Source organism: Mycobacterium sp. IS-1590, assembly GCF_001500025.1.
In the GTDB taxonomy this organism is placed as follows: Bacteria; Actinomycetota; Actinomycetes; order Mycobacteriales; family Mycobacteriaceae; genus Mycobacterium.
This window is the reverse complement of sequence record NZ_LQIW01000045.1, coordinates 310,840-330,367: the sequence shown is the minus strand read 5'-3', so window position 1 is coordinate 330,367 and position 19,528 is coordinate 310,840. Positions and strand designations below refer to the sequence as shown.

Annotated in this window: 18 protein-coding genes and 1 tRNA gene; 13 read left to right on the top strand and 6 right to left on the bottom strand. The window is 66.0% G+C overall.

Features of this window, described 5'->3' with window-relative positions:
• The 4 genes from AU197_RS20955 to dcd all read right to left on the bottom strand — a co-directional run bounded on the left by AU197_RS20955 (position 1) and on the right by dcd (position 5,192).
• Positions 1-1,311, bottom strand: a complete 1,311-nt coding sequence (locus tag AU197_RS20955) for a cytochrome P450 (RefSeq protein WP_082696787.1) — start codon at positions 1,309-1,311, stop codon at positions 1-3.
• A 46-nt stretch (positions 1,312-1,357) separates the two neighbouring features.
• A complete protein-coding gene (locus tag AU197_RS20950; protein WP_064405021.1) occupies positions 1,358-2,695 on the bottom strand; it encodes a UDP-glucose dehydrogenase family protein in 1,338 nt (445 codons plus the stop codon).
• 74 nt (positions 2,696-2,769) lie between these two features.
• On the bottom strand, positions 2,770-4,404 hold the full coding sequence (locus tag AU197_RS20945; RefSeq protein ID WP_064405020.1) for a DUF7159 family protein: 1,635 nt from the start codon (positions 4,402-4,404) through the stop codon (positions 2,770-2,772).
• 215 nt (positions 4,405-4,619) lie between these two features.
• Entirely contained in the window at positions 4,620-5,192 is a 573-nt protein-coding gene (gene dcd / locus AU197_RS20940) for a dCTP deaminase (protein ID WP_064405018.1), read from the bottom strand.
• A 45-nt stretch (positions 5,193-5,237) separates the two neighbouring features.
• Here dcd and AU197_RS20935 point away from each other — a divergent pair.
• The 10 genes from AU197_RS20935 to AU197_RS20890 all read left to right on the top strand — a co-directional run bounded on the left by AU197_RS20935 (position 5,238) and on the right by AU197_RS20890 (position 15,202).
• Positions 5,238-5,311, top strand: a tRNA-Gly gene (locus AU197_RS20935).
• Positions 5,312-5,659: 348 nt separating this feature from the next.
• On the top strand, positions 5,660-6,883 hold the full coding sequence (locus AU197_RS20930) for a glycosyltransferase 87 family protein (RefSeq protein WP_231745113.1): 1,224 nt from the start codon (positions 5,660-5,662) through the stop codon (positions 6,881-6,883).
• A gap of 64 nt (positions 6,884-6,947) precedes the next feature.
• Positions 6,948-8,291 carry a lipase family protein gene (locus AU197_RS20925; protein WP_064405016.1) on the top strand — a complete coding sequence of 448 codons (1,344 nt, stop codon included), beginning with the start codon at positions 6,948-6,950 and terminating at the stop codon, positions 8,289-8,291.
• A gap of 56 nt (positions 8,292-8,347) precedes the next feature.
• On the top strand, positions 8,348-9,412 hold the full coding sequence (locus tag AU197_RS26710) for an ABC transporter substrate-binding protein (protein WP_231745106.1): 1,065 nt from the start codon (positions 8,348-8,350) through the stop codon (positions 9,410-9,412).
• A 118-nt stretch (positions 9,413-9,530) separates the two neighbouring features.
• Entirely contained in the window at positions 9,531-11,369 is a 1,839-nt protein-coding gene (locus AU197_RS20915; RefSeq protein WP_064405013.1) for a serine/threonine-protein kinase PknD, read from the top strand.
• Positions 11,370-11,381: 12 nt separating this feature from the next.
• Complete coding sequence (locus AU197_RS20910; protein WP_064405010.1) at positions 11,382-12,545, top strand: BTAD domain-containing putative transcriptional regulator; 1,164 nt, start codon at positions 11,382-11,384, stop codon at positions 12,543-12,545.
• 99 nt (positions 12,546-12,644) lie between these two features.
• Complete coding sequence (locus AU197_RS20905) at positions 12,645-13,028, top strand: hypothetical protein (RefSeq protein WP_064405008.1); 384 nt, start codon at positions 12,645-12,647, stop codon at positions 13,026-13,028.
• 105 nt (positions 13,029-13,133) lie between these two features.
• A complete protein-coding gene (locus AU197_RS20900) occupies positions 13,134-13,316 on the top strand; it encodes a hypothetical protein (protein WP_064405006.1) in 183 nt (60 codons plus the stop codon).
• Positions 13,313-14,668 carry a hypothetical protein gene (locus AU197_RS20895; RefSeq protein ID WP_064405004.1) on the top strand — a complete coding sequence of 452 codons (1,356 nt, stop codon included), beginning with the start codon at positions 13,313-13,315 and terminating at the stop codon, positions 14,666-14,668. Before AU197_RS20900 ends, AU197_RS20895 begins: the two co-directional genes overlap by 4 nt.
• Positions 14,669-14,782: 114 nt before the next feature.
• Complete coding sequence (locus AU197_RS20890) at positions 14,783-15,202, top strand: hypothetical protein (protein WP_064405002.1); 420 nt, start codon at positions 14,783-14,785, stop codon at positions 15,200-15,202.
• A 29-nt stretch (positions 15,203-15,231) separates the two neighbouring features.
• Here the strand turns inward: AU197_RS20890 and AU197_RS20885 are convergent, their stop codons facing one another.
• Positions 15,232-16,221: a GlxA family transcriptional regulator gene (locus AU197_RS20885; RefSeq protein WP_197415614.1), complete on the bottom strand. Its 990-nt coding sequence runs from the start codon at positions 16,219-16,221 to the stop codon at positions 15,232-15,234.
• An 88-nt stretch (positions 16,222-16,309) separates the two neighbouring features.
• On the opposite strand from AU197_RS20885, the gene AU197_RS20880 reads away from it, so the two are divergent.
• From AU197_RS20880 to AU197_RS20870, 3 genes are read left to right on the top strand one after another with little or no spacing between them, the layout of a single operon-like run.
• Positions 16,310-16,963, top strand: coding sequence for an HD domain-containing protein (locus AU197_RS20880; RefSeq protein ID WP_082696773.1), 654 nt, complete (start codon positions 16,310-16,312; stop codon positions 16,961-16,963).
• 17 nt (positions 16,964-16,980) lie between these two features.
• Positions 16,981-17,685: a nitroreductase family protein gene (locus tag AU197_RS20875; protein ID WP_064405000.1), complete on the top strand. Its 705-nt coding sequence runs from the start codon at positions 16,981-16,983 to the stop codon at positions 17,683-17,685.
• A gap of 10 nt (positions 17,686-17,695) precedes the next feature.
• Positions 17,696-18,238 carry a cupin domain-containing protein gene (locus tag AU197_RS20870; protein WP_064404996.1) on the top strand — a complete coding sequence of 181 codons (543 nt, stop codon included), beginning with the start codon at positions 17,696-17,698 and terminating at the stop codon, positions 18,236-18,238.
• A gap of 16 nt (positions 18,239-18,254) precedes the next feature.
• Here the strand turns inward: AU197_RS20870 and AU197_RS20865 are convergent, their stop codons facing one another.
• Positions 18,255-19,121 (bottom strand): cyclopropane mycolic acid synthase family methyltransferase, encoded by an 867-nt coding sequence (locus AU197_RS20865; RefSeq protein ID WP_064404994.1) that lies wholly within the window; start codon positions 19,119-19,121, stop codon positions 18,255-18,257.
• Positions 19,122-19,528 lie beyond the last annotated feature (407 nt).

Genomic DNA, 19,528 nt, shown 5'->3' with positions numbered 1-19,528 from the left:
TCAGGACGGTGAACTGATCGGCGAGCGCGCGGTGCCCAGGGCGATCGGCAGCGACGCCCAACCCCTCAGCACCCGGGTCTCGCGCCTGCTGCCCTCACCCGCCAGTCGCGCACTGGGGAAGCGCTCGAAGAACGCCCGCAATCCGACCTCGCCCTCAGCGCGGGCCAGGGCAGATCCGAGGCAGAAGTGCCTGCCACCGGAGAACGACAGATGTCTCCCTGCGTTTTCCCGTTCGAGGTCGAAGCGGTCCGGGTCGTCGAACACCTTGGGGTCGCGGTTGGCGCCGGCGATGTAGATGAGCACGGCTCTGCCCCGGGGGATCTGGTGGCCCGCGATCTCGGTGTGCTTTGTCGCCCGGCGCGCCGTGAGCTGCACCGGCGGGTCCAGGCGCAGGATTTCCTCGACGGCGGTCGGCCACAGTTCGGGTCGCCGCGCCAGGGTCTCGAGGTGCTGCGGGTGATCGAGCAGCATCCGGATTCCGTTGCTCAGCAGGTTGACCGTCGTCTCGAATCCCGCGGCCAGCACGAGGCCGGCGGTGGCCATCAGTTCCTGCTGGTTGAGTCGGGCGCCCTCGTCGGACGCCGCGATCAGCTGGCTCATCAGGTCGTCGCCGGGATTGCGTCGCAGCTCTTCGAGGTGCCCGGACAGCCAGTGGTTGAAGCCGACCACGCTGCCGGAGACGATGCGGTATTGCGGCCAGGTCAGGCCGATGTCGAGGCTCGCCGCACCTCGCTCGCCGAACTCCAGGACGCGGGACCGGTCTGCGTCGGGAACGCCGAGGATGTCGCCGATCACCGCGACCGGTAACTGCGCGCAGTACCGCTCGACGATGTCGACGGTGCCGGCTTCCGCGAGGTCGTCGAGCAGGGATTCGGCGGTCTCCTGCACCCGGTCCCTCAGCGCGGCAACGGCTCTGGGGGTGAACACTGAGGACACCAGTTTTCGGTACCGGGTGTGATCCGGGGGTTCGACCGCCAACATCGACGGCGGCTCCAGGGGATGGAGCAGGTCGGTCTTGGTGCGGTTCGCGACCCATCGGACCGGTTTGGGCAGGTTGGAGCCGATCGGCATAACCTCGAAGTCGTCGGAGCGCAGCAGATCGCTGCCGATCCCGTGGTCGACGGTGAGGTGCACGATGGCGGCCTCCACCATCGGTCCCCGTGCGCGCAGATCGTCGGCGAACGCTATCGGATCGGCGCGAACGGTCGGATCGGCGATCATCCGGCCCTGGGGATCGCCGCGACGGGCGAGCAGCTTCGAGGCACCGCGCACGAACCCGTGCACCGCAAGCCAGCGGATTCGTTGACGAATCGGTCCACCGTGCCGAGCCGGACGAATCGGTTCCACGCGGCCGAGCCTACCGATTCTGAGACGTCACGCCCCTGCCCAGGCAGTGGATCTGCCAACCGGCTCGTGTCCAGCGGTCGATGTCAAGGCAATTGCGGCCGTCGACAATGACTTTCGCGCGCACCGCACCGGTGAGGTCGGCGGGGTCCAATTCGACGAATTCGCGCCACTCGGTGAGCACCAGGACGGCGTCGGCCCGGTCACAGGCCTCGGTGACCGAGGTCGAATAGGTCAGCGTCGGAAACTGGCGTCGGGAGTTGTCCATCGCCTTCGGGTCGTAGACGTTGACGGCGGCACCGTTGAGTTGCAGCATCCCGGCGACGTTGAGGGCGGGTGAGTCGCGCACGTCGTCGGATTCGGGTTTGAACGCGGCCCCGAGAACTGCAATGTTGGCGCCGAGCAGCGATCCACCACACGCGACGGTCGCCAATTCCACCATCCTGCTGCGCCGTCGCATGTTGATGGCGTCCACCTCGCGCAGGAACGTCAGGGCATGGTTGGCGCCCAGTTCGCCGGCTCGCGCCATGAAGGCGCGGATGTCCTTAGGCAGACAGCCGCCACCGAAACCCAGTCCGGCGTTGAGGAAGCGACGCCCAATCCGCGGGTCGTAGCCCAACGCGTCGGCGAGAAGCGTCACGTCGGCGTCGACGGCCTCGCAGACTTCGGAGATCGCGTTGATGAACGAGATCTTGGTGGCGAGGAAGGCGTTGGCGGACACCTTGACCAGCTCGGCGGTCTGCAGATCCGTGACCAGCAGGGGGACCTGCTGATCCAGCAGCGGGGCGTACAGCTTCCTGATCGCCGCTTCGGCGGCACACGAATTCGGTTGTACGCCAAGCACGATCCGGTCGGGATGCAAAGTGTCGTGCACTGCGAAACCCTCCCGCAGGAACTCCGGGTTCCAGGCCATCTCGACGTCGACTCCGTCGGGTGCCAACGCACGTGCCCGCTCGCCGAGTTGGGCGGCGGTGCCGACGGGCACCGTGGACTTGCCGACGATGACCGCCGACGTGCGCAGCCTTGGCACCAGCATGTCAATGACGGCATCTACATGTCGCAGATCGGCGGCGAACTCTCCTTTCTTCTGCGGTGTCCCGACGGCGAGGAAGTGCAGGTCGGCGAACCCGGCGGCAGCGTCGTAGTCGGTGGTGAACATCAAGCGCCCCGCGGATATGTTGTCGCTCAAGACTTTCCGCAAGCCGGGTTCGTAGAAAGGGGTTTCGCCCGCTGCGAGTTTGGCGATCTTGCCGGCGTCGATGTCGACACCGAGCACCTCGTGGCCCAACTCGGCCATACCCGCCGCGTGGGTGGCTCCCAGATATCCCGTGCCGAAAACGGTGCACCGCATACCGCCTTGATATGCAGCTTCGATGAGCTGACCGCTACGCGACACTGATCACGCGGCCAACGGCAGGTTACGGGCTAGCGGCAGAACCCCAGGAAGCAGTTCGACCCGCCGCGACTGGACCCACCCGAGCCCGGTCCGCGGGAAGATCCACCGTCGCTGGACCCGCCCGAGCCCGGCCCGCGGGAAGATCCGCTGTCATTCGACCCACCCGAGCCGCTGCCGGGGTACCGCCCCGAACCGCTGCCGGGATAGCCACCCGAGCCGCTGCCCGGATAGCTGCCGGATCCGTTCTGCCACGGCGGCACCTGAGGTCGTGGCAGTTCTGGCTCCTCGGGTTCGTTCTGCCACGGCGGTGTCCAGCTCGGCGGCTTCGGCGGCGTCCACCTCGGTGGGTACCAGGGGTTCTGCGGCCGCGGATAGTACTGCGGCGGGGCGATCACCGGCGGCACGTACACCGGGACCGGGGCCGGAGCCACCGGGGCGGGAGCCACAGGTGCCGGCGCCGGCGGTGGTGCCGCGGGCGGAGGAGCGGGCGGCGGGGCTTGCGGCGCGGGAGGTGGCGCCTCGACGTAGACCGTTCTCGGGGCCTGCGGAGCGGGCTGCTGCTGGACGACCGGTACGGGAGCCTTGATGGTCTCCGCCTTGGGAGGCGGCGGCGCCTGGACCGGTTGCGCCTGCTCGGTCGGCGGAGCCGGTGGGGCGGGCGCGACGCTGCTGGGCACGATCGCGCTCTGTCCCGGGCTGGGCCGCTGGTCGGCCGTCGGCCGGATGCTGACCGCGAGCGAGATCACCAGGGCGACAACGCCGACGACGAAGATCGACGCCATCGCGCTGCCGACGAGCAGGAAGGGCTTGCGATCCTCGTTGGCCGCCGCGGACAGGTCGGTCTTGGGCGCATAGTCGGCGGCGTAGGCGCCGTCGCCACCGGCCGGCGCCAGTTGGGTTTCCGCGCCGGCGAGTCCGGCGTACACCGAACCCGCGGTGGTGCCGTCGGGGTCCTGGGAGTAGGCCAGCCCGACGGTCGAGGCCTCCAAGGCCGGCGCGGCCGCGGCGGCCAGCGCTGCGCCCCGCGCCAGCGCCATCTCCGGCTCGTCGGGGGCGTGCACCGGCAGGCTCACCAGATGCTCGAGATGGTTCTTCACCGAGCTCACGTCGACACCGGATCCGACGACGAACATGCCCTGCGGCGGGTTGTCCTGGGCGTCGACGGCGGCGGCCATGTCGGCCAGCACAGCCATCGCGTCCTGGATGTGCAGGCTGCTGCTGAGCACCTTGACCACAGACCCGTCGTCGGTCTGAACCACCGACAACGTCGCGGTGTCACGGTCGATGAAAAGCAGTGCGGTGGTGTCGTAGCCGACCGCCCGCCCGACGGCCTGGGCGAGCGCGGCCGCTGCGTGGCCGTCGGAGACGAGCATGACGTCGTCGATCTCGCGGGCGGCGAGCGCGTCACGCAGTTGTGCGGCCTCGGCGTGATCGCTCCACGTGACGCCGATGGCCTTCAGGTCATGCCCACCCGCCTCGGCGCTCTCCTTGGTGCCGAGTACGGCGTCCACCACCTGGGCGGCGGCACCCGATGTTGCTGAGCCGTCACTTCCGCTGACATCGAAGACGTCGTGGTCGACGGTGGCCCCATCGGCCATCTCGCCTTCGACCAGCACCATGCGGACCGTCGCAGGTGTCATCGACACACCCAAAACGATGTCCACTGCCCCTCCAAAACGTTTGCTACCAAGCCTGGATCGCCGATCGGCATCTCGCCACGCACAGGTCGGCGACTAGTAGTTCATCGCCGTGAGCAGCACAGGCGTTACGCCTCCACCGACATTTGCTGGGGTCGATGCTGCCGACGTTGGTATCTCGACCCTACTCGTGTCAACGGCCGTCCGCGCCGAGCGGTTCAACGGTTCAACACGGCGCAGGATCAACTGGACTTGATGAAGTTCTGGTACGACCGCGACGGCGTCGGACCGCGCTGCCCCTGATACTTCGAGCCGACCCGCGCGCTGCCGTACGGGTGCTCGGCGGGGCTGGTCAGCCGCAACAGGCACAGCTGGCCGATCTTCATACCCGGCCACAGCGTGATCGGCAGATTGGCGACGTTCGACAACTCGAGCGTGATGTGGCCCGAGAACCCCGGGTCGATGAACCCCGCGGTGGAGTGGGTCAACAGCCCCAGACGGCCCAGGGAGGACTTGCCCTCCAGCCGGCCGGCCAGGTCGTCGGGCAGGGTGCACAGTTCCAACGTCGAGCCGAGCACGAACTCGCCGGGGTGCAAGACGAACGGCTCGCCCGGCTCGGCTTGGACCAGGGTGGTCAGCTCGTCTTGCTGCTTGGCCGGGTCGATGTGGGTGTAGCGGGTGTTGTTGAATACGCGGAACAGGTTGTCGAGGCGGACGTCGATGCTGGACGGCTGAACCAGGGAGTCGTCGAACGGGTCGAGGCCCAGTCGCTCGGCAGCGATCTCGGCGCGGATGTCGCGGTCGGAGAGCAGCACCCGACGAGCCTAGCGGCTCGGATGTTAGCCTTCGTGCTCAAACAGGCCGGTGTAGTTCAATGGCAGAACATCAGCTTCCCAAGCTGAGAACGCGGGTTCGATTCCCGTCACCGGCTCCACGAACCCACACTCTGCGGCATGGTCGCGGCTGCCAATGCGCATCGAATCTGAACTCCGGGTGTGACGGGGAATCAATCACTCCAAAACCGTTTGCCGGACGCCGCGGCGGGAACAAGCGTTCCGGGGGCCATTCGACATAGCACCGACCGGGAATGCTTCATCCCAGTTCGCGGCGAGGTGCTATCAGGATTGTCCGCAATCTCCGCCCGCAAGAAATGTCAGGGCAGCGAATATGGCACCGATGTAGGAGTCGCCTAATAGTGCAGGCCGATCTCATCGCTCGCCCCGTCTCTCGAGCGGTCCGTGTGTTGGGGCCGGTCGTCTTGGTGGTTGGGTTGGCGTTGTACGTGGCCGCATATGTTCGGTGGCCCAGCCTGGCCAGCCAGGTGGACCTGCAGGTCTACCGGTTCGGAGCACTGCGCGTCTGGGATGGTCAAGACCTGTACTCCGTGGGGATGACCGGAGATTCGAACACGATGCTGTTCGCCTACACGCCGTTCGCCGCTCTTTGCTTTCTGCCACTTATCGGGTTGAGCCAGCCTGCCATTCTCGCCGTTGGCCTTCTGCTGAACATGGCCGCCGTGGGTTACATCGTCAACCGGATGCTCAAGGCTGCAGGAATCACGACCGCAACCGGTTTGTGGGGGTTGACGGCGCTTCTGACGGCTCCGATCATCTGGCTTGAGCCCGTCCGACTTTCGCTGCAGCTCGGCCAGATCAATTTGCTCATCATGGCCATCGTCCTCGCCGACGTGCTGGCGCAACCGCCCCGTAGGTGGACCGGAATAGGAATCGGGATCGCCGCCGGGATCAAACTGACACCCGCGCTCTTCATCGTCTTCCTCGTCGCAACCGGGCGGCGTCGCGAGGCAGTCGTCGCTGGCTTGACCTTCGTCTCGACCGTCGCGGTCGGGTTCGTAGCACTCCCAGCCGATTCGATCGAGTTCTGGCTGCGGGGGCGGTTTCAGGATGTCCGACGGATCTCCAGTGACCCCCTGGCGAATACCAGCCTGACCGGGCTCCTCGCGCGCCTTGACTGGGCGACGCGGTGGGAGAGCGCGGCCGGAGTCATACTCGCGATCTTCGCCATCGCAATCGCCGCGGTGGCGTGGCGCCGGGGTCATTTGCTCTTGGGCGTCGCCATCGCGGGCATGACGTCGGCCGCCGTGTCGCCTTTCAGCTGGAGCCACCACTGGGTGTGGTTCGCGCCGCTCCTTGTCCACCTCGGGCTTCTCGGCTTCGTGCACCGCTCGCGCGTCGCGGTGCTGGCCATGTGGACGCTCGCTGCGACCTTCGGGGGGTGGTTCATCGCATCCAGAAGCTCGCCTCCACAGGCAGGCCTGATGTCTTTGCGCCACCCGGGAACGTGGGATCAGCTTCTCCCGGCGGCTTACGTTTTCGCGCTTTGCCTCGTGCTCGTCTGCAGCGTGTACACGATCTGGCGGGGACGACAGCACCTAGCGGCCTCAACGATCGGCCTTGACGGAATCGCGGGACGCGCAGTCGGCCCACGCGAGCTCAGGAGCATCGATTCGGCTCACGGACGGTTGGCACCCCGTTACCCGGGGTAATGGATACCTCGGGCGGCGGCGAGGCGCGCGCTGTCTTCGATACGCCGAGGGGGGCCCTCACACCATGGACAACTCATCCGCGACGCCAGTCAAAGTCGCAAGTCCGCCGCACCACGCTCTGCGCCGCGGCGAACCTCCGATCTCACCGGACGACGACCCGTTCTACCGAGCACCACAGGGTTACGAGCAGGCGGACCCGGGAACGGTGTTGCGGTCACGCGACGTGGAGATCGGATTTCTCGGTCTGGTCAGCCAACGAGTGAAAGCCACTCAGTTGCTGTACCGGACGACGAACCTGCACGACGAACCGGAAGTCGCGGTGACGACGGTGCTTGTCCCGTCACAGCGCCAGTCGAACGTTGCTTGCCCGGTCCTCTCGTACCAATGCGCGATCGACGCGGTCGCGTCGCGCTGTTTCCCCTCGTTCGCGATGAGGAGAGGCGCGCGACCGATCGGGGCATTCGTCCAAGCCGAATACTTGTTGGTGGTCGCCGCGCTGGCCGAAGGCTGGGCGGTTTGCGTGCCGGACCACGAAGGCTGTCACGGCATGTGGGGTGCTCCCATCGAGCCCGGCTACCGGATTCTGGACGGCCTGCGTGCCGCGATGCGGTGCGAGCGCCTGGAATTAGCCTCGTCTGCACCAGTCGGTCTCTGGGGTTATTCAGGGGGCGGCTTGGCTTCGGCGTGGGCAGCCGAGCTGTGTGAGCGATATGCCCCGGAGCTCAATATCGTTGGCGCCGTGCTGGGTTCACCTGTCGGCGACCCGGGGAGTGTGGCGCGCCGACTCAACGGCAGTTTCTTCGCCGGTCTGGCCGCGCTGATGATCTCCGCATTGACCCAAGTCTTCCCAGGCGCACAAAACGTCGTCGACGAGCACGCGACCGACGAGGGCAAGGCCTTGCTCGAAAAGTTGCAGACTATGACGACAGCGCAGGCCGTGTGGCAGTTGCGCAACGTCGACATCGGGTCGTACGTCGACATGACGGCCGACCAGTTGTGGGACCTGCCCGAGGTGCGCCACATCTTCGACGAGACCAAGCTCGGCAAGTCCAGACCCAAACCTCCCGTGCTTGTGGTCCAGGCCGTGCACGACGGAATCATCAGCGTCGACGACGTCGATGCCTTGGTGGCCGAGTATGAACGCATGGGTGCAGCGGTCACCTACCACCGCGATCGATTCTGCGGTCACCTGCTCTTGCACCCGCTGTCGGCGCCCATGACGCTGAGGTGGCTGCGCGATCGCTTCACCGACCGGCCGGTCGACGAACACAGAACTCGCACCGTGTGGCCGACCTTGTTCAACCCGTCGACGTACTTGGGCATGGCCAAGTTGGGCATCATCACCGCAAAGGTTGTCCTCGGGCGCTCCGTCGAACGCCAACCGCTGTCGACGACGGATGCTCAGTAACCAACGAACCCGGTCCTCGTCGCGTACGGTCAGCGCAACCTACAACGAGGAGACCCATGCCACCCAGGAGCGCTCGACGCCGTGCGACGTGCTTGATAGCCGTCGGTACCGCCAGCGCACTCACGTTCGTAAGCGGTACCTCTGCTCTGGCGCAGCCGGTCGCGCCAATCACCGGGGAGTCGCTGCGCATCGTGCTGGGGGCACAACCACAGCCGTCCCAGATCCCGCTGGTCTACGGTGTAGACCGCTACGGACCCGACTTCGGACTGACCCTCAGTACCGAGCAGAACATCATCCAGTACGACACCCACACCGACGCGGTACAGACCTTGCGCGACAACGAAGCCCAGGTCCTGGCGACGTCGGTGTCCGCGATCCTGGATGCGCGTGAGCACGGCGAAGACGTCAAGATGTTCTGCCCCTACGTCAGCATGGACGACTTCGTCCTTGCCGGCGCCAACGGTGTGAACAACGCCGGCCAGCTGTTCGAACCATCGACGCGGGTGGGCATCGACAGCCCGGGCGGCTCGGGCGCCATCGTGCTCAACGCGCTGCTGAGCGGCATCGGCGAGCACCGCGACGTCCACGAGATTCCGAATCCGGTGATCCTCGAAAGCTCCCGCCTCCGACTCGATGAGTGGGTCGCAGGCCAGCTGGACGCGACGGTCATTCACGACACGCAGTACGACGGTGCGAAGGCAATGGTGAATCAACCGGTGTTGATCGCCACCCTCTATGACAATGCCCCCGGATTCATCAAGGTAGCCCAGGCCGCCCGCGGGGACTGGCTCGCACAGAACCGCGAGCTCGCCGCTAGATACTGTGCCACCACGTTGCGCGCGATGCGGACGCTGAAAAGCGACTACGCCCTGTTCCGAAGCGCGGTTGACGAATACGTCGAAGCACCCCCCTCCGAAGAATCACTCAGGGAGCTGTTCGATCTCATCCAGCAGCACCCGTTCTGGACCGATTGGGGCGGCCTCACCGACGACAGCGTGAGGTTCATGATCGACATCGCGAGCGAGTCCGGCGTCCTCACCCATCCCATGAATGCGGCCGATGTCGTCGACCGTCAGACGCTGAATCGGGCCGTCGAACTCGCCAACCTGCCGACGCAGTAGTCGGCCGACACCGCACGTCCCATGAACGTCATTGCGCAACAGCCGCCTTATTGACGTTTAGGCTGGTTAAATAGGCGCGTGCAGGCGTCCGTCGCGAGAGAGCCGAGTCGACAACACGATGGATGACACGGTCAGAGACGACGGCGCCACGCAGGGCGCGGGTCCCGGCGGCGAGGCCCCGCCGCGCGGACGCGACGAGCGCGACGAGAAACCCACCAGGCACTTCGGCCGCTACGGACTGCTGTCGCTGCTGGGCGCCGGTGGCATGGGCCAGGTGTGGCGGGCGCGCGACTCGCAGACCAATCGCGTGGTCGCGCTGAAGGTGCTGCCCGAGCACTCCGCCAACGACAAGGAGACGCGCGAACGGTTCCGTCGGGAGTGCGAGGCGGTGGCACAGCTGACCGAACCGCACATCATCCCGATCCACGACTTCGGCGATGTGGACGGCCGGCTCTTTCTCAACATGCGACTGGTGGACGGCACGGACCTCCGGACGCTGATCAAACAAGAGGGCGCACTTGCCCCGGCACGCGCGGTCGCGATCATCACCCAGGTCGCCGGGGCGCTTCAGGCGGCCCACGACGTGGGCCTGGTACATCGCGACGTCAAGCCCTCCAACATCCTGGTGTGCACCAACGATTTCGCCTATCTGATCGACTTCGGCATCGCTCACGCCTCCGGAGACGCCACGCTGACCAAGGCCGGCGAGACCATCGGCACGGCGGCCTACATGGCTCCGGAAGCCATCGGCGCAGCCGTGAAGACCCATTCGCGCGTGGACGTGTACGCGCTTGCATGTGTGCTGTACGAATGCCTCACCGGCGGACCGCCTTTCACCAGCGACATGGGCGTGCAGGGGATGATTGCCCATCACCTCCACACTCCGCCGCCGCAGCCCAGTGCCAGCAATGCCGACGTTCCTGCGGCTCTCGACGCCGTCATCGCCAAGGGGATGGCCAAGAACCCCGACGACCGCTATGCGAGCGTTCAGGATCTGGCCCTGGCCGCCCGGGCGGCGTTGGGCGACACCACCGCCATTGCCAAGACTTCGGGTAAATCACGGAAACGCTTGTCACGCAGGGCTATCGGCGTCATGTCAGCGGCCGTTGTGGCGGCGGTAGTGGTCGCGGGAGTCGTGATCGTCGGACGACAATCGTCGGACGCCGAGAGCGCTTCACCGACACCGGTCGGTCAAGGTTTCTCATCGCAGATACCGTTGCCGTTCAACGGGCTTCAAGTATCGGCGGGAATTGCGGTCGAGGCCGATGGAACAGCGTACGTCACCGGTATCGGCATCGACCAGGTGATGCGACTGGAGCCTGGCGCAGCGACGGCGACGCCGCTGCCGATCGAGGGTCTGAAGAATCCACGAGATGTCGCTGTGGATGCGAAGGGCGATGTCTACGTCACCGACTCGGGTAACGACCGCGTGATGTGGCTTCCCGTCGGCGCACCTGCGGCGACCCAGCTGCCGTTCACCGGCCTCAACGACCCTCGCGGTATCACCGTCAAGCCCAACGGCGACGTCTATGTCGTCGACCGCGGCAACAATCGAATCTTGTTTCTGCCGGCGGGCGCGACGACTCCGAGGGCGGTACCGTTCACCGACCTCAACGACCCCCGCGGCGTGGCAGTTGGCCCGGCAGGCGGTGTCGTCGTCACCGACACCGGCAACAACCGGGTACTGCAGCTGGCGGCCGACTCGACCGAGGCCACCCCCCTGCCGTTCGCCGGGGTGAACGAGCCGCACGGTGTGGCCGTGGACTCGCAGGGCAACGTCTACGTGACCGACCGCGGGAACGCCGGGATCGTCGAGCTCCGACCCGGCACGAGCGCGCCGTTTCCGCTGCCGTTCACGGGTCTCAACGACCCTCAAGGGGTGGCGGTCGACGCGGCGGGCAACGTCTATGTCACCGACGTGGGCGCCAACCCCGTGGTCAAGCTCTCGGTCGGCTGATACAACGGGCCCATGGTTGCGTCGGGCCTCGATTTCGGTGTGCTGGGTCCGCTGCGTATCAGCGTGAACCGCCAACCGGTGCCGTTGGGCACGCCGAAGCAGTGCGCCGTGCTGGCGCTGCTGCTGATCAACCGCAACCGTCCGGTGCCGCGCGACTCGATCATCGCCGCGATCTGGGACGAGGACATGCCCGAAGCCGACGCGATTCACAACCTGCACGTCTACGTGGCGAACCTGCGCAAGATCCTCGGCTCGGGCGGCGCGGACCCGAAGGCGGTCTTGGCCAGTGCCCGGCCGGGCTATCAGCTCAACATCCCGGACGCGGCCTGCGATCTGGGGCGGTTCAACACCGAGAAGGCCGCTGGGGCGCAAGCGGCGGCCGCCGGCCGGTTCGCGCTGGCCGCCGACCGGCTGTCAGCCGCGTTGGCGCAATGGCGGGGTCACGTTCTCGACGACCTGCGGGAGTTCCGCTTCGTCGAGCCGTTCGCCGCCGCCCTCGTCGAGGACAAGGTCGGAACGCATGTGTTACGCGCTGAATCCGAAATCGCCTGTGGGCGTGCCGATTCGGTGATCAGCGAACTCGAGGACCTGGTCGGTGAGCACCCGTATCGGGAACCGCTGTGGGCGCAATTGATCACGGCTTACTATCTGGCCGAGCGGCAGACCGATGCCCTTGACGCATACCGCGGGGTCAGGTCCACGCTGTCGGATGAACTGGGCATTGATCCAGGGCCGACGTTACGCGCGCTGCACGAGCGGATCCTGCGCCAGGAGCCGTTGGACGTCCAGCGGATTGCGCGCAGTGATGCCTCCGACGTCGTCACCATGATCGAGAGCCATATGTCGACCACCATCACGGCCCCGTCGAGATCCAATCGGGCACAGCTCCGTGACGTCGCCGGACGCTGCTATCCGTTGGAAACGGTGGTGACCGGGATCGGGCGCAAGGCCGACAACGCCGTCGTGATCGACGATCCGAAAGTCAGCCGGTACCACGCGACGATCATCGACACCGGCGCCAGCTTCGTGATCAACGACCTGCGGTCCGGCAACGGCATCGTGGTGGCGCACGAGCGGGTTCGCGGCAGTACAACGCTCGGCGACGGCGACGTCATCGACATCGCCGGCCACCAGTTCACCTTCGAGATCGCACCGGGTGACTCACCCGCTTTCTGACCGCTGAGCTGCACGAACGCCGCATTGAGTTTCCATTGAGGACCGCGCCCCATTCTTTTCTCAACGCCACACCAGATGGCCCCGAGAAAAGGAACTCAGATGATCAAGAACCGCATCGCCGCCACCGCCGCCCTCGTCATCTTCGGACTGGCCGCCCTGGCCGGCATCATCTCCGCGGCAAGCGCCAACGCCGAGACCGGCTCGAGCACCTCAGGCACCGAGATGACCGGTACCGCCCAGCAGTCGGTCACCAACGCCCGCCAGGCACTCGACGAGCAGCTCGACGCGGCCCGCGACGGCAACGGAGTCGGCGTCCCCGCCCCCGGCACCGCCCAAAGCGAACAGCACATCACCTTCCCCAAGACCCCCCACGGCCCCTACACCGGCAAGCCCGGCCACAACGACGGCGCCGACCCCGCCACCGGCTCGCAGGCCCCCCAGCCGATGCAGGTCGCCTCGACCCAAGTCAAGACCGCGCACTGACCAACCCACCCCACCCGCCGGCCCAACAACAGGGCCGGCGGGTTCTTGTTGTGAGCACCACTGGCCCGCAACCACTTCGCCATATCGTTCGCGTCGGTTTCGGTCGTGATCCTCGTGAACATCCCGTACGGGATGACGCTCGTCCCGGTGATGATCGTCGTCGGCATGCTGCAGCGGGAACATCCGAGAGCGGCGGGGCGCAACTTTCGCGGCGTGTCCCTCGCCACGGCCGCGAAGAATCTGCCAAGGTCGCAAGTCTGTGCCCACACGCGCCAGGAGATCACGTGAACGAAGCTCGAAGCGCCCTCTACCGGCGCGGTGCCCTCGCCTTGTCATCGGTCGCGGTCACGACGGCAATGTGGCTCGGTGCCGTGCCGCCCGCTTTGGCCGATCCGTACGACGACGGCGACGCGCCCGAGATCGTCGATGACTCCGGCTCCTCCTTCGAGCCTGTCGAAGAACCTGGCCCGGTGGACCAGGGCGAGCCGATCGGCGAGGCACCCGAACCCGAAGCGCCGGCTCCAGACCTGGAGGAACCCGCTCCCAACGTCGACGAGCCCGGCCCGGCCGAGGCGCCGGGCGAACCGGGACCGGCCGAGGCGTCCGACCCCGGCGGTGTGGAGGAACCCGGACCCGCCGGGGCGCCCGAGGAACCCGGACCCGCCGGGGCGCCCGACGAACCGGGGCCAGCCGAGGCACCGGGGGACCCGGGCGATCCCGGTGACCCCGACACGAATGTCGCCGACCCCGCCATCGATGCCGAGACCTCCGACCCCGACATCGCCGAGGTGTCCCAGGAGGACTTCGACGAGGCTCACGACGCCGAGGCGGTCGACGTCGACCCGCCGACCGCGTCCGAGACGGAGATCACCGAGATCACCGAGTCGCTGGAGTCGTTCACCAGCACCACAACCACCACGTCGTCGACGTGGAGCAGCCCCGTGACGCAATGGAATTCGCGATGGACCGGCTATGACCGCTGGTATCGACCCGTCTTCACCAATCCGTACAAAACGCCGCTGCAGATCATCTATCCGTACAACAACACCACCCGAGTCTTCGACGTCCCGCCGAGCGGACGCGCCGTTCTCACGGCCCCCGGTCCCGGCGTGTACAGCTTCACGGCGGTGAACCGCGACCCCTCCGGCAAGCCGGTCACGGTGTCCACCGGCAGCTTCTCCGGTGGCGGGTATCGGCCGGCTCCCGGTCAGCCGCCGCCCCCGAAACCCAAGCCCCCGACGAGCTTCAAGAACGTGCTCGTACAGCTCAAGTACAAAGACGGAGAATCCAAGCCGTTCCGGGTCAAGACACTGTCCGATCTCGGCGACGACCCAGCGGTCGGTGGTCACCGCGTACTCCTCGACGAGGAGACTCCCGCGTGGGGGCGCTGGACCAAGACCGCAGGCGGTGAGCGCTTGTTCGAGATCACCAGCACTCAGCAGCTACCCGGGCTGGTCCAGCCGTCGCAGGGCCCCCTGCCCGGTTACCAGGTTCAGCTGACCAGCAGCGAGACCGAGGCGCCGGCCCAGAACACGTGGGTGAAGCCGGTGGCTATCGGCGCGGCCGTTGCAGGAGTCCTGGCGATCGGTGCGGTGGTGTATCTCCTGCTGTCAGGGCGCCGACGCAAGCCGACGTCGTAGCGGCGGAAATCCACCCCGAAGGTCTCGATTCAGCGACATGACGGACACAACCCGGGATTCGCGTGTCTCGTCGCCGTCAGTACCCCTGACAGGACCGTAAATTCCTGAGTCACTATGACAAAGGTCTTGCACACATTGGCAATCGCGGTCGCGCTGCCGGCGATCACCTGCGTTGCACTCGCCGGGACGGCATCCGCCGATCCTCCGCTGCTCAACGGCGCGTACACCGAAGTGGACGGCGACTCCATCCTGGTGTTGACCTTCGCGACGAGCTGCGGGCCGACCGGTTGTACCGGTACGGTCGCCAGCAATCAGGGATGGCGGACCCCCACCACGTTCTCCGGCGGCCGTTGGAACTTCACCGTGTCCAAGCCCGGCGGTCTCACCTGCGAAGACGGCAGCTATGAACCGGCCGTGGTGTCGATGTCGGTGGACCCGACAAGTCTCGGTGGCGTGGTCGTTTCAGACTCCAATTACGGCTGCGCGGGTGGTGTCGTGACCCAGAGCCCGTTCCAGCTCCGGAAGGTCGGCTGACCCAGTGCCAAGACCGGTTCGCGCGGTTGTCAGCCCCGGATGGCGGTGCGGAATCTGTCCCGGTAGGCCTTCGGTGAGACACCGAGATGTTCGACGAACGCTCGCCGAAGGGTCTCCGTACTGCCGAACCCGGCGAGGTGCGCGGTATCGGTGACGGTGCGGCCGGCGTCGAGCGCAGCGCGGGCGGCATCGATCCGGATCATCTCGACGTATTCTGCAGGCGTCGTTCCAAGCTCGGAGCGGAACAGTCGTGTCAACTGGCGAGTGCTCAACGAAGCCCGCACCGCAAGGGATTTCACGCTGTGGTCGGCCGCGGGATCGGCGGCGATCGCCTCGGTGACCACTCGAAGCGCCGACTGGGGTGGCGGGTTCGCCTCGATGAGCGCAGAGAATTGCGATTGTCCACCCGCGCGTTTGAGATAGACGACCAGCCAACGAGCCACGTCGCGCACGAGGTCGGCCCCGTGATCCTGCTCGACCAGGGCAAGCGCGAGGTCGATGCCCGACGACACCCCGGCCGAGGTGAAGATGTCGCCGTCACGGACGAACAGCGCGTCCGGCTCGACGGTGATGTCCGGGAAAGCCCTTGCAAGCCTTCGTGTTTCTCGCCAATGCGTGGTGGCACGCCGCCCGCTGAGCAGTCCTGCCTGCGCAAGGATGAACGACCCGGTACAGATCGAACCGAGCCGCCGGGTCCGGTCCGCGATCGACTTCACCGCCTCGATCAGTAGAGGGTCGACCGGGCGCGCCGGAATGTTGTCACTGCCGGCGACCAGGACGGTGTCGGCGTGTTTGATGGACGCGATGCTGTCGGTGACGCCCAGGCGGATCCCGATCGAGCTCGTCACATCGCGTCCGTCAACGGATGCGATCTTTATCAGGTAGTCGCCGCCGAATCGGTTCGCCTCGGCGAAGACCTCCCCCGCCCCGGCGACGTCCAACATCGTGACGTCGTCGAAGACGACGATCACCACCACCCGTGAGAGGGCACTCGCCACCACAGCGTCATTGTGTCGCATTTTGTGGGCCGGACGGCGCAAACACCGTGCGTACACGGTCTGCTGTCCGCGTTGACTCAATCGCAAGGGTCCAGAACCGAGGAGGCTGATGATGACAATCGAATCGATCCACACGATCGCCGGCGTGGCGATCCCCGACACCGCACTGGTGCGCGAGGCGACCGACTACATCCGCGACGCCGAAGACGACCTGCTGTTCGACCACTCGCGCAGAGTGTTCTTGTTCGGCGCGCTGCGAGGCAACCGGTTGGGGCTGAAGCCCGACCTCGAGTTGCTCTATGTCGCTGCCATGTTCCACGATCTGGGGCTCACCGAGCGCTACCGCACCTCCGAACTCCGCTTCGAAGTCGACGGCGCCAACGCGGCCCGCGACTTCCTGCTCGAGCGCGGCGTCGACGCAGCCGATGCCCGGAAGGTCTGGCTGGGCATCGCCTTGCACACCACCCCGGGAGTGCCGCAATTCCTCGACCCCGAGACCGCTCTGGTGATCGCCGGCGTCGAGGCGGACGTCGTCGGAATCGGCCGCGAGGAGCTCTCACCGCAGGCCATCGAGGCTGTGACCGCGGCCCACCCTCGTCCCGACTTCAAGAACCGCATCCTCGCTGCCTTCAACGAGGGCATGAAGCACCGCCCGGACACCACGTTCGGGACGATGAACGCCGATGTGCTGGCGCACTTCGACCCGACGTTCGAGCGGCAGGACTTCGTCGACCTCATCTTGAACAACAGCTGGCCCGAGTAGCGGGAAGGAGTACAGAAATGGACGTCCACGAAGCGCTGTACACCACCAGGATGATGCGGCGATTGCGGCCGGATCCGATTCCGCTCGAGACGCAGGCCCGCATTCTGGATGCCGCGGTTCGCGCTCCGAACGGAGGCAACACCCAGCGCTGGCATTTCGTCGCCGTAGACGATCCGGAACTCATCCGTCAGTTCGCGCAGCTGTTTCGCCAGGCCCGCGACCTCGAATACGAGAAGTTCATGACCGGTACGGGACCGATGGTCGCGACGGCACCCGGCGCCGACCGCGCCACGCACGTCGAAACGATGCGCCGCATGAAGGGTTCGGGCAACTACCTTGCCGACCATTTCGAGGAGATCCCCTTGTTGCTCTTCGTATTCGCCATCGACGACCTCGGGGGCGCCAACATCTATCCGGCGATCTGGAGCGCATTGCTCGCAGCCCGCGCCGAGGGCGTCGGCGGCGTCATGACGATGGTGCTTCGCAACTTCGAGGACCGGGTGAACGAGCTACTCGGTGTTCCCGTCGGCGAGGGCTGGAAGATGTCGGCGATGCTGGCGCTGGGCTACCCACTGGGCAGATGGGGTGTGGCAGCCAACCGCCGTCCCGTGCACGAGGTTTCGTCGCGCAACCGGTGGGATTCACCGTTCGGTGTCGAGGTTCCGCAGCCGTTGTGGCCGCCGCAGGATGCGACGGCGGTCCGCCTGGCCGCGGCGGGATAGGGGTAGCGATATGCCTGAGCAAAATGCCGCTGAGCTGACTGTGCTGCAGCCCGGCGAAGGCAATGTGGTGGCCATTCCGGGCTTCGGGGCGGTTGTCAAGCTGACCAGTCGAACCACCGGCGGCTTGGTGTCAATCGTGGAGCATCCGTTCCCTGTCGGCACGATCACCGCGGCGCATCGCCACACCCGCGAGGATGAGCACTCGTATGTACTGGCCGGCGAGATCGGTTTCCGATCCGACGACAGCGAAGTGGTGCTCGGGCCGGGCGGCTACATCACCAAACCCCGCGGCCAGATGCACGCCATGTGGAATGCCGGAACCGAGCCCGGTCGAATCATTGAAATCATCGCTCCGGGAGGCGGTTTCGAGAACTACTTCCGCGAGCTCGGCGAGCTGCTCCTGTCCGGCGAAGCAGCGGCACGACCCGACGCCCCGTTGCACGAATCGGCCGAGTTCACCGAGCTCGCAACCAAGTACGGCCTGACATACGGAACGCCGGATTGGCTGGACGATGTGGTGCGACGGTACGGACTGTCTCCCGCCACGCACTGAGAGACTGGCACGACAGCTACTTCTTCAACGTGAACTGATTGACGTCGATGTATCCGTCGCGAAACGCCTTGGCGCAACCGGTCAGGTATCGCATGTAACGCTGATACACCTCTTCGGACTGGATCGCGACAGCCTCGGTGTGGTGCGCCTCCAGCGCCGAGGCCCAGTGGTCGAGGGTCCGGGCGTAGTGCAGTTGCAGCGATTGCCGGCGAGTGGCCGTGAAACCCAGCTTGGCCGCGTGGAACTCGACCATCTCGATCGCCGGTAGCTGACCCCCCGGAAAGATCTCCCTGGCGATGAATTCGTTGAAGCTCACCTGCTCGTCAGATAGGTCAAGCCCACGTTCGGCGATCTGCTCCGCGGTCAGCATCGTGATCGTGTGCAGCAGCATCACCCCGTCGTCGGGCATGACGCGGTGGGCCATCGCGAAGAAGTCGTCGTAGCGGTCATAGCCGAAATGCTCGAAAGCCCCGATGGAGACGATCCTGTCGACGGGTTCATCGAATTCCTCCCAGCCGTGCAGCAGCACCCGCGTGCTGCGCTGGGTGTCGAGCCCGTCGAACATGTGCTGCACGTGCGCGGCCTGGTGTTCGGACAATGTCAAGCCGATCACGTTCACGTCGTACTTCTCGATGGCGCGGCGCATCGTGCTTCCCCACCCGCAACCGACGTCCAGCAGCGTCATTCCGGGTCTCAGCCCCAGCTTCCCCAGGGACAGATCGATCTTGGCGACTTGTGCCTGTTCGAGCGGAATGTCGCGCTGGCGGTCGAAGTACGCGCAGCTGTAGGTCATGGTGGAATCGAGGAACAGCCGAAAGAAGTCGTCGGACAGGTCGTAGTGCGCCTGAACTTCTTCGAAGTGCGGTGTGAGGTTGTCGGCCATAACCGGTGCCCGCCTCTGGGGATCAACGGGATTCGCTGGGGACCTCCCGGAAGAATTTCTATGAAACCCCCGGACCAAGATCAGTACAAGGCCTGTCACACTTTGTTCACGAATGCGCGTCAATTCCACGAATTCAACGCCATATTGGCGATAGTCTCGCCTCAGCCTCGCAGTGAGCGGCTCGAATTTGCCAAGCATTCTCACCGAGGCTGTCGAAGGAGGTGTTGAATGTCCCGTCTGTCACAGGTTGTTAGCCGATGCGCCGGTGCGGCCGTTCTCGGATGCGCGCTCGCCGCGGGTTCCGTCATCACCGCGCTGGGCGGCGCCTCTGCGCAATCGGTCGCCGAACCCGCGTGCAGCGGAAGTGAATCCATTGTCGACGGCACACCGACGTGCGCGCCGTCGCC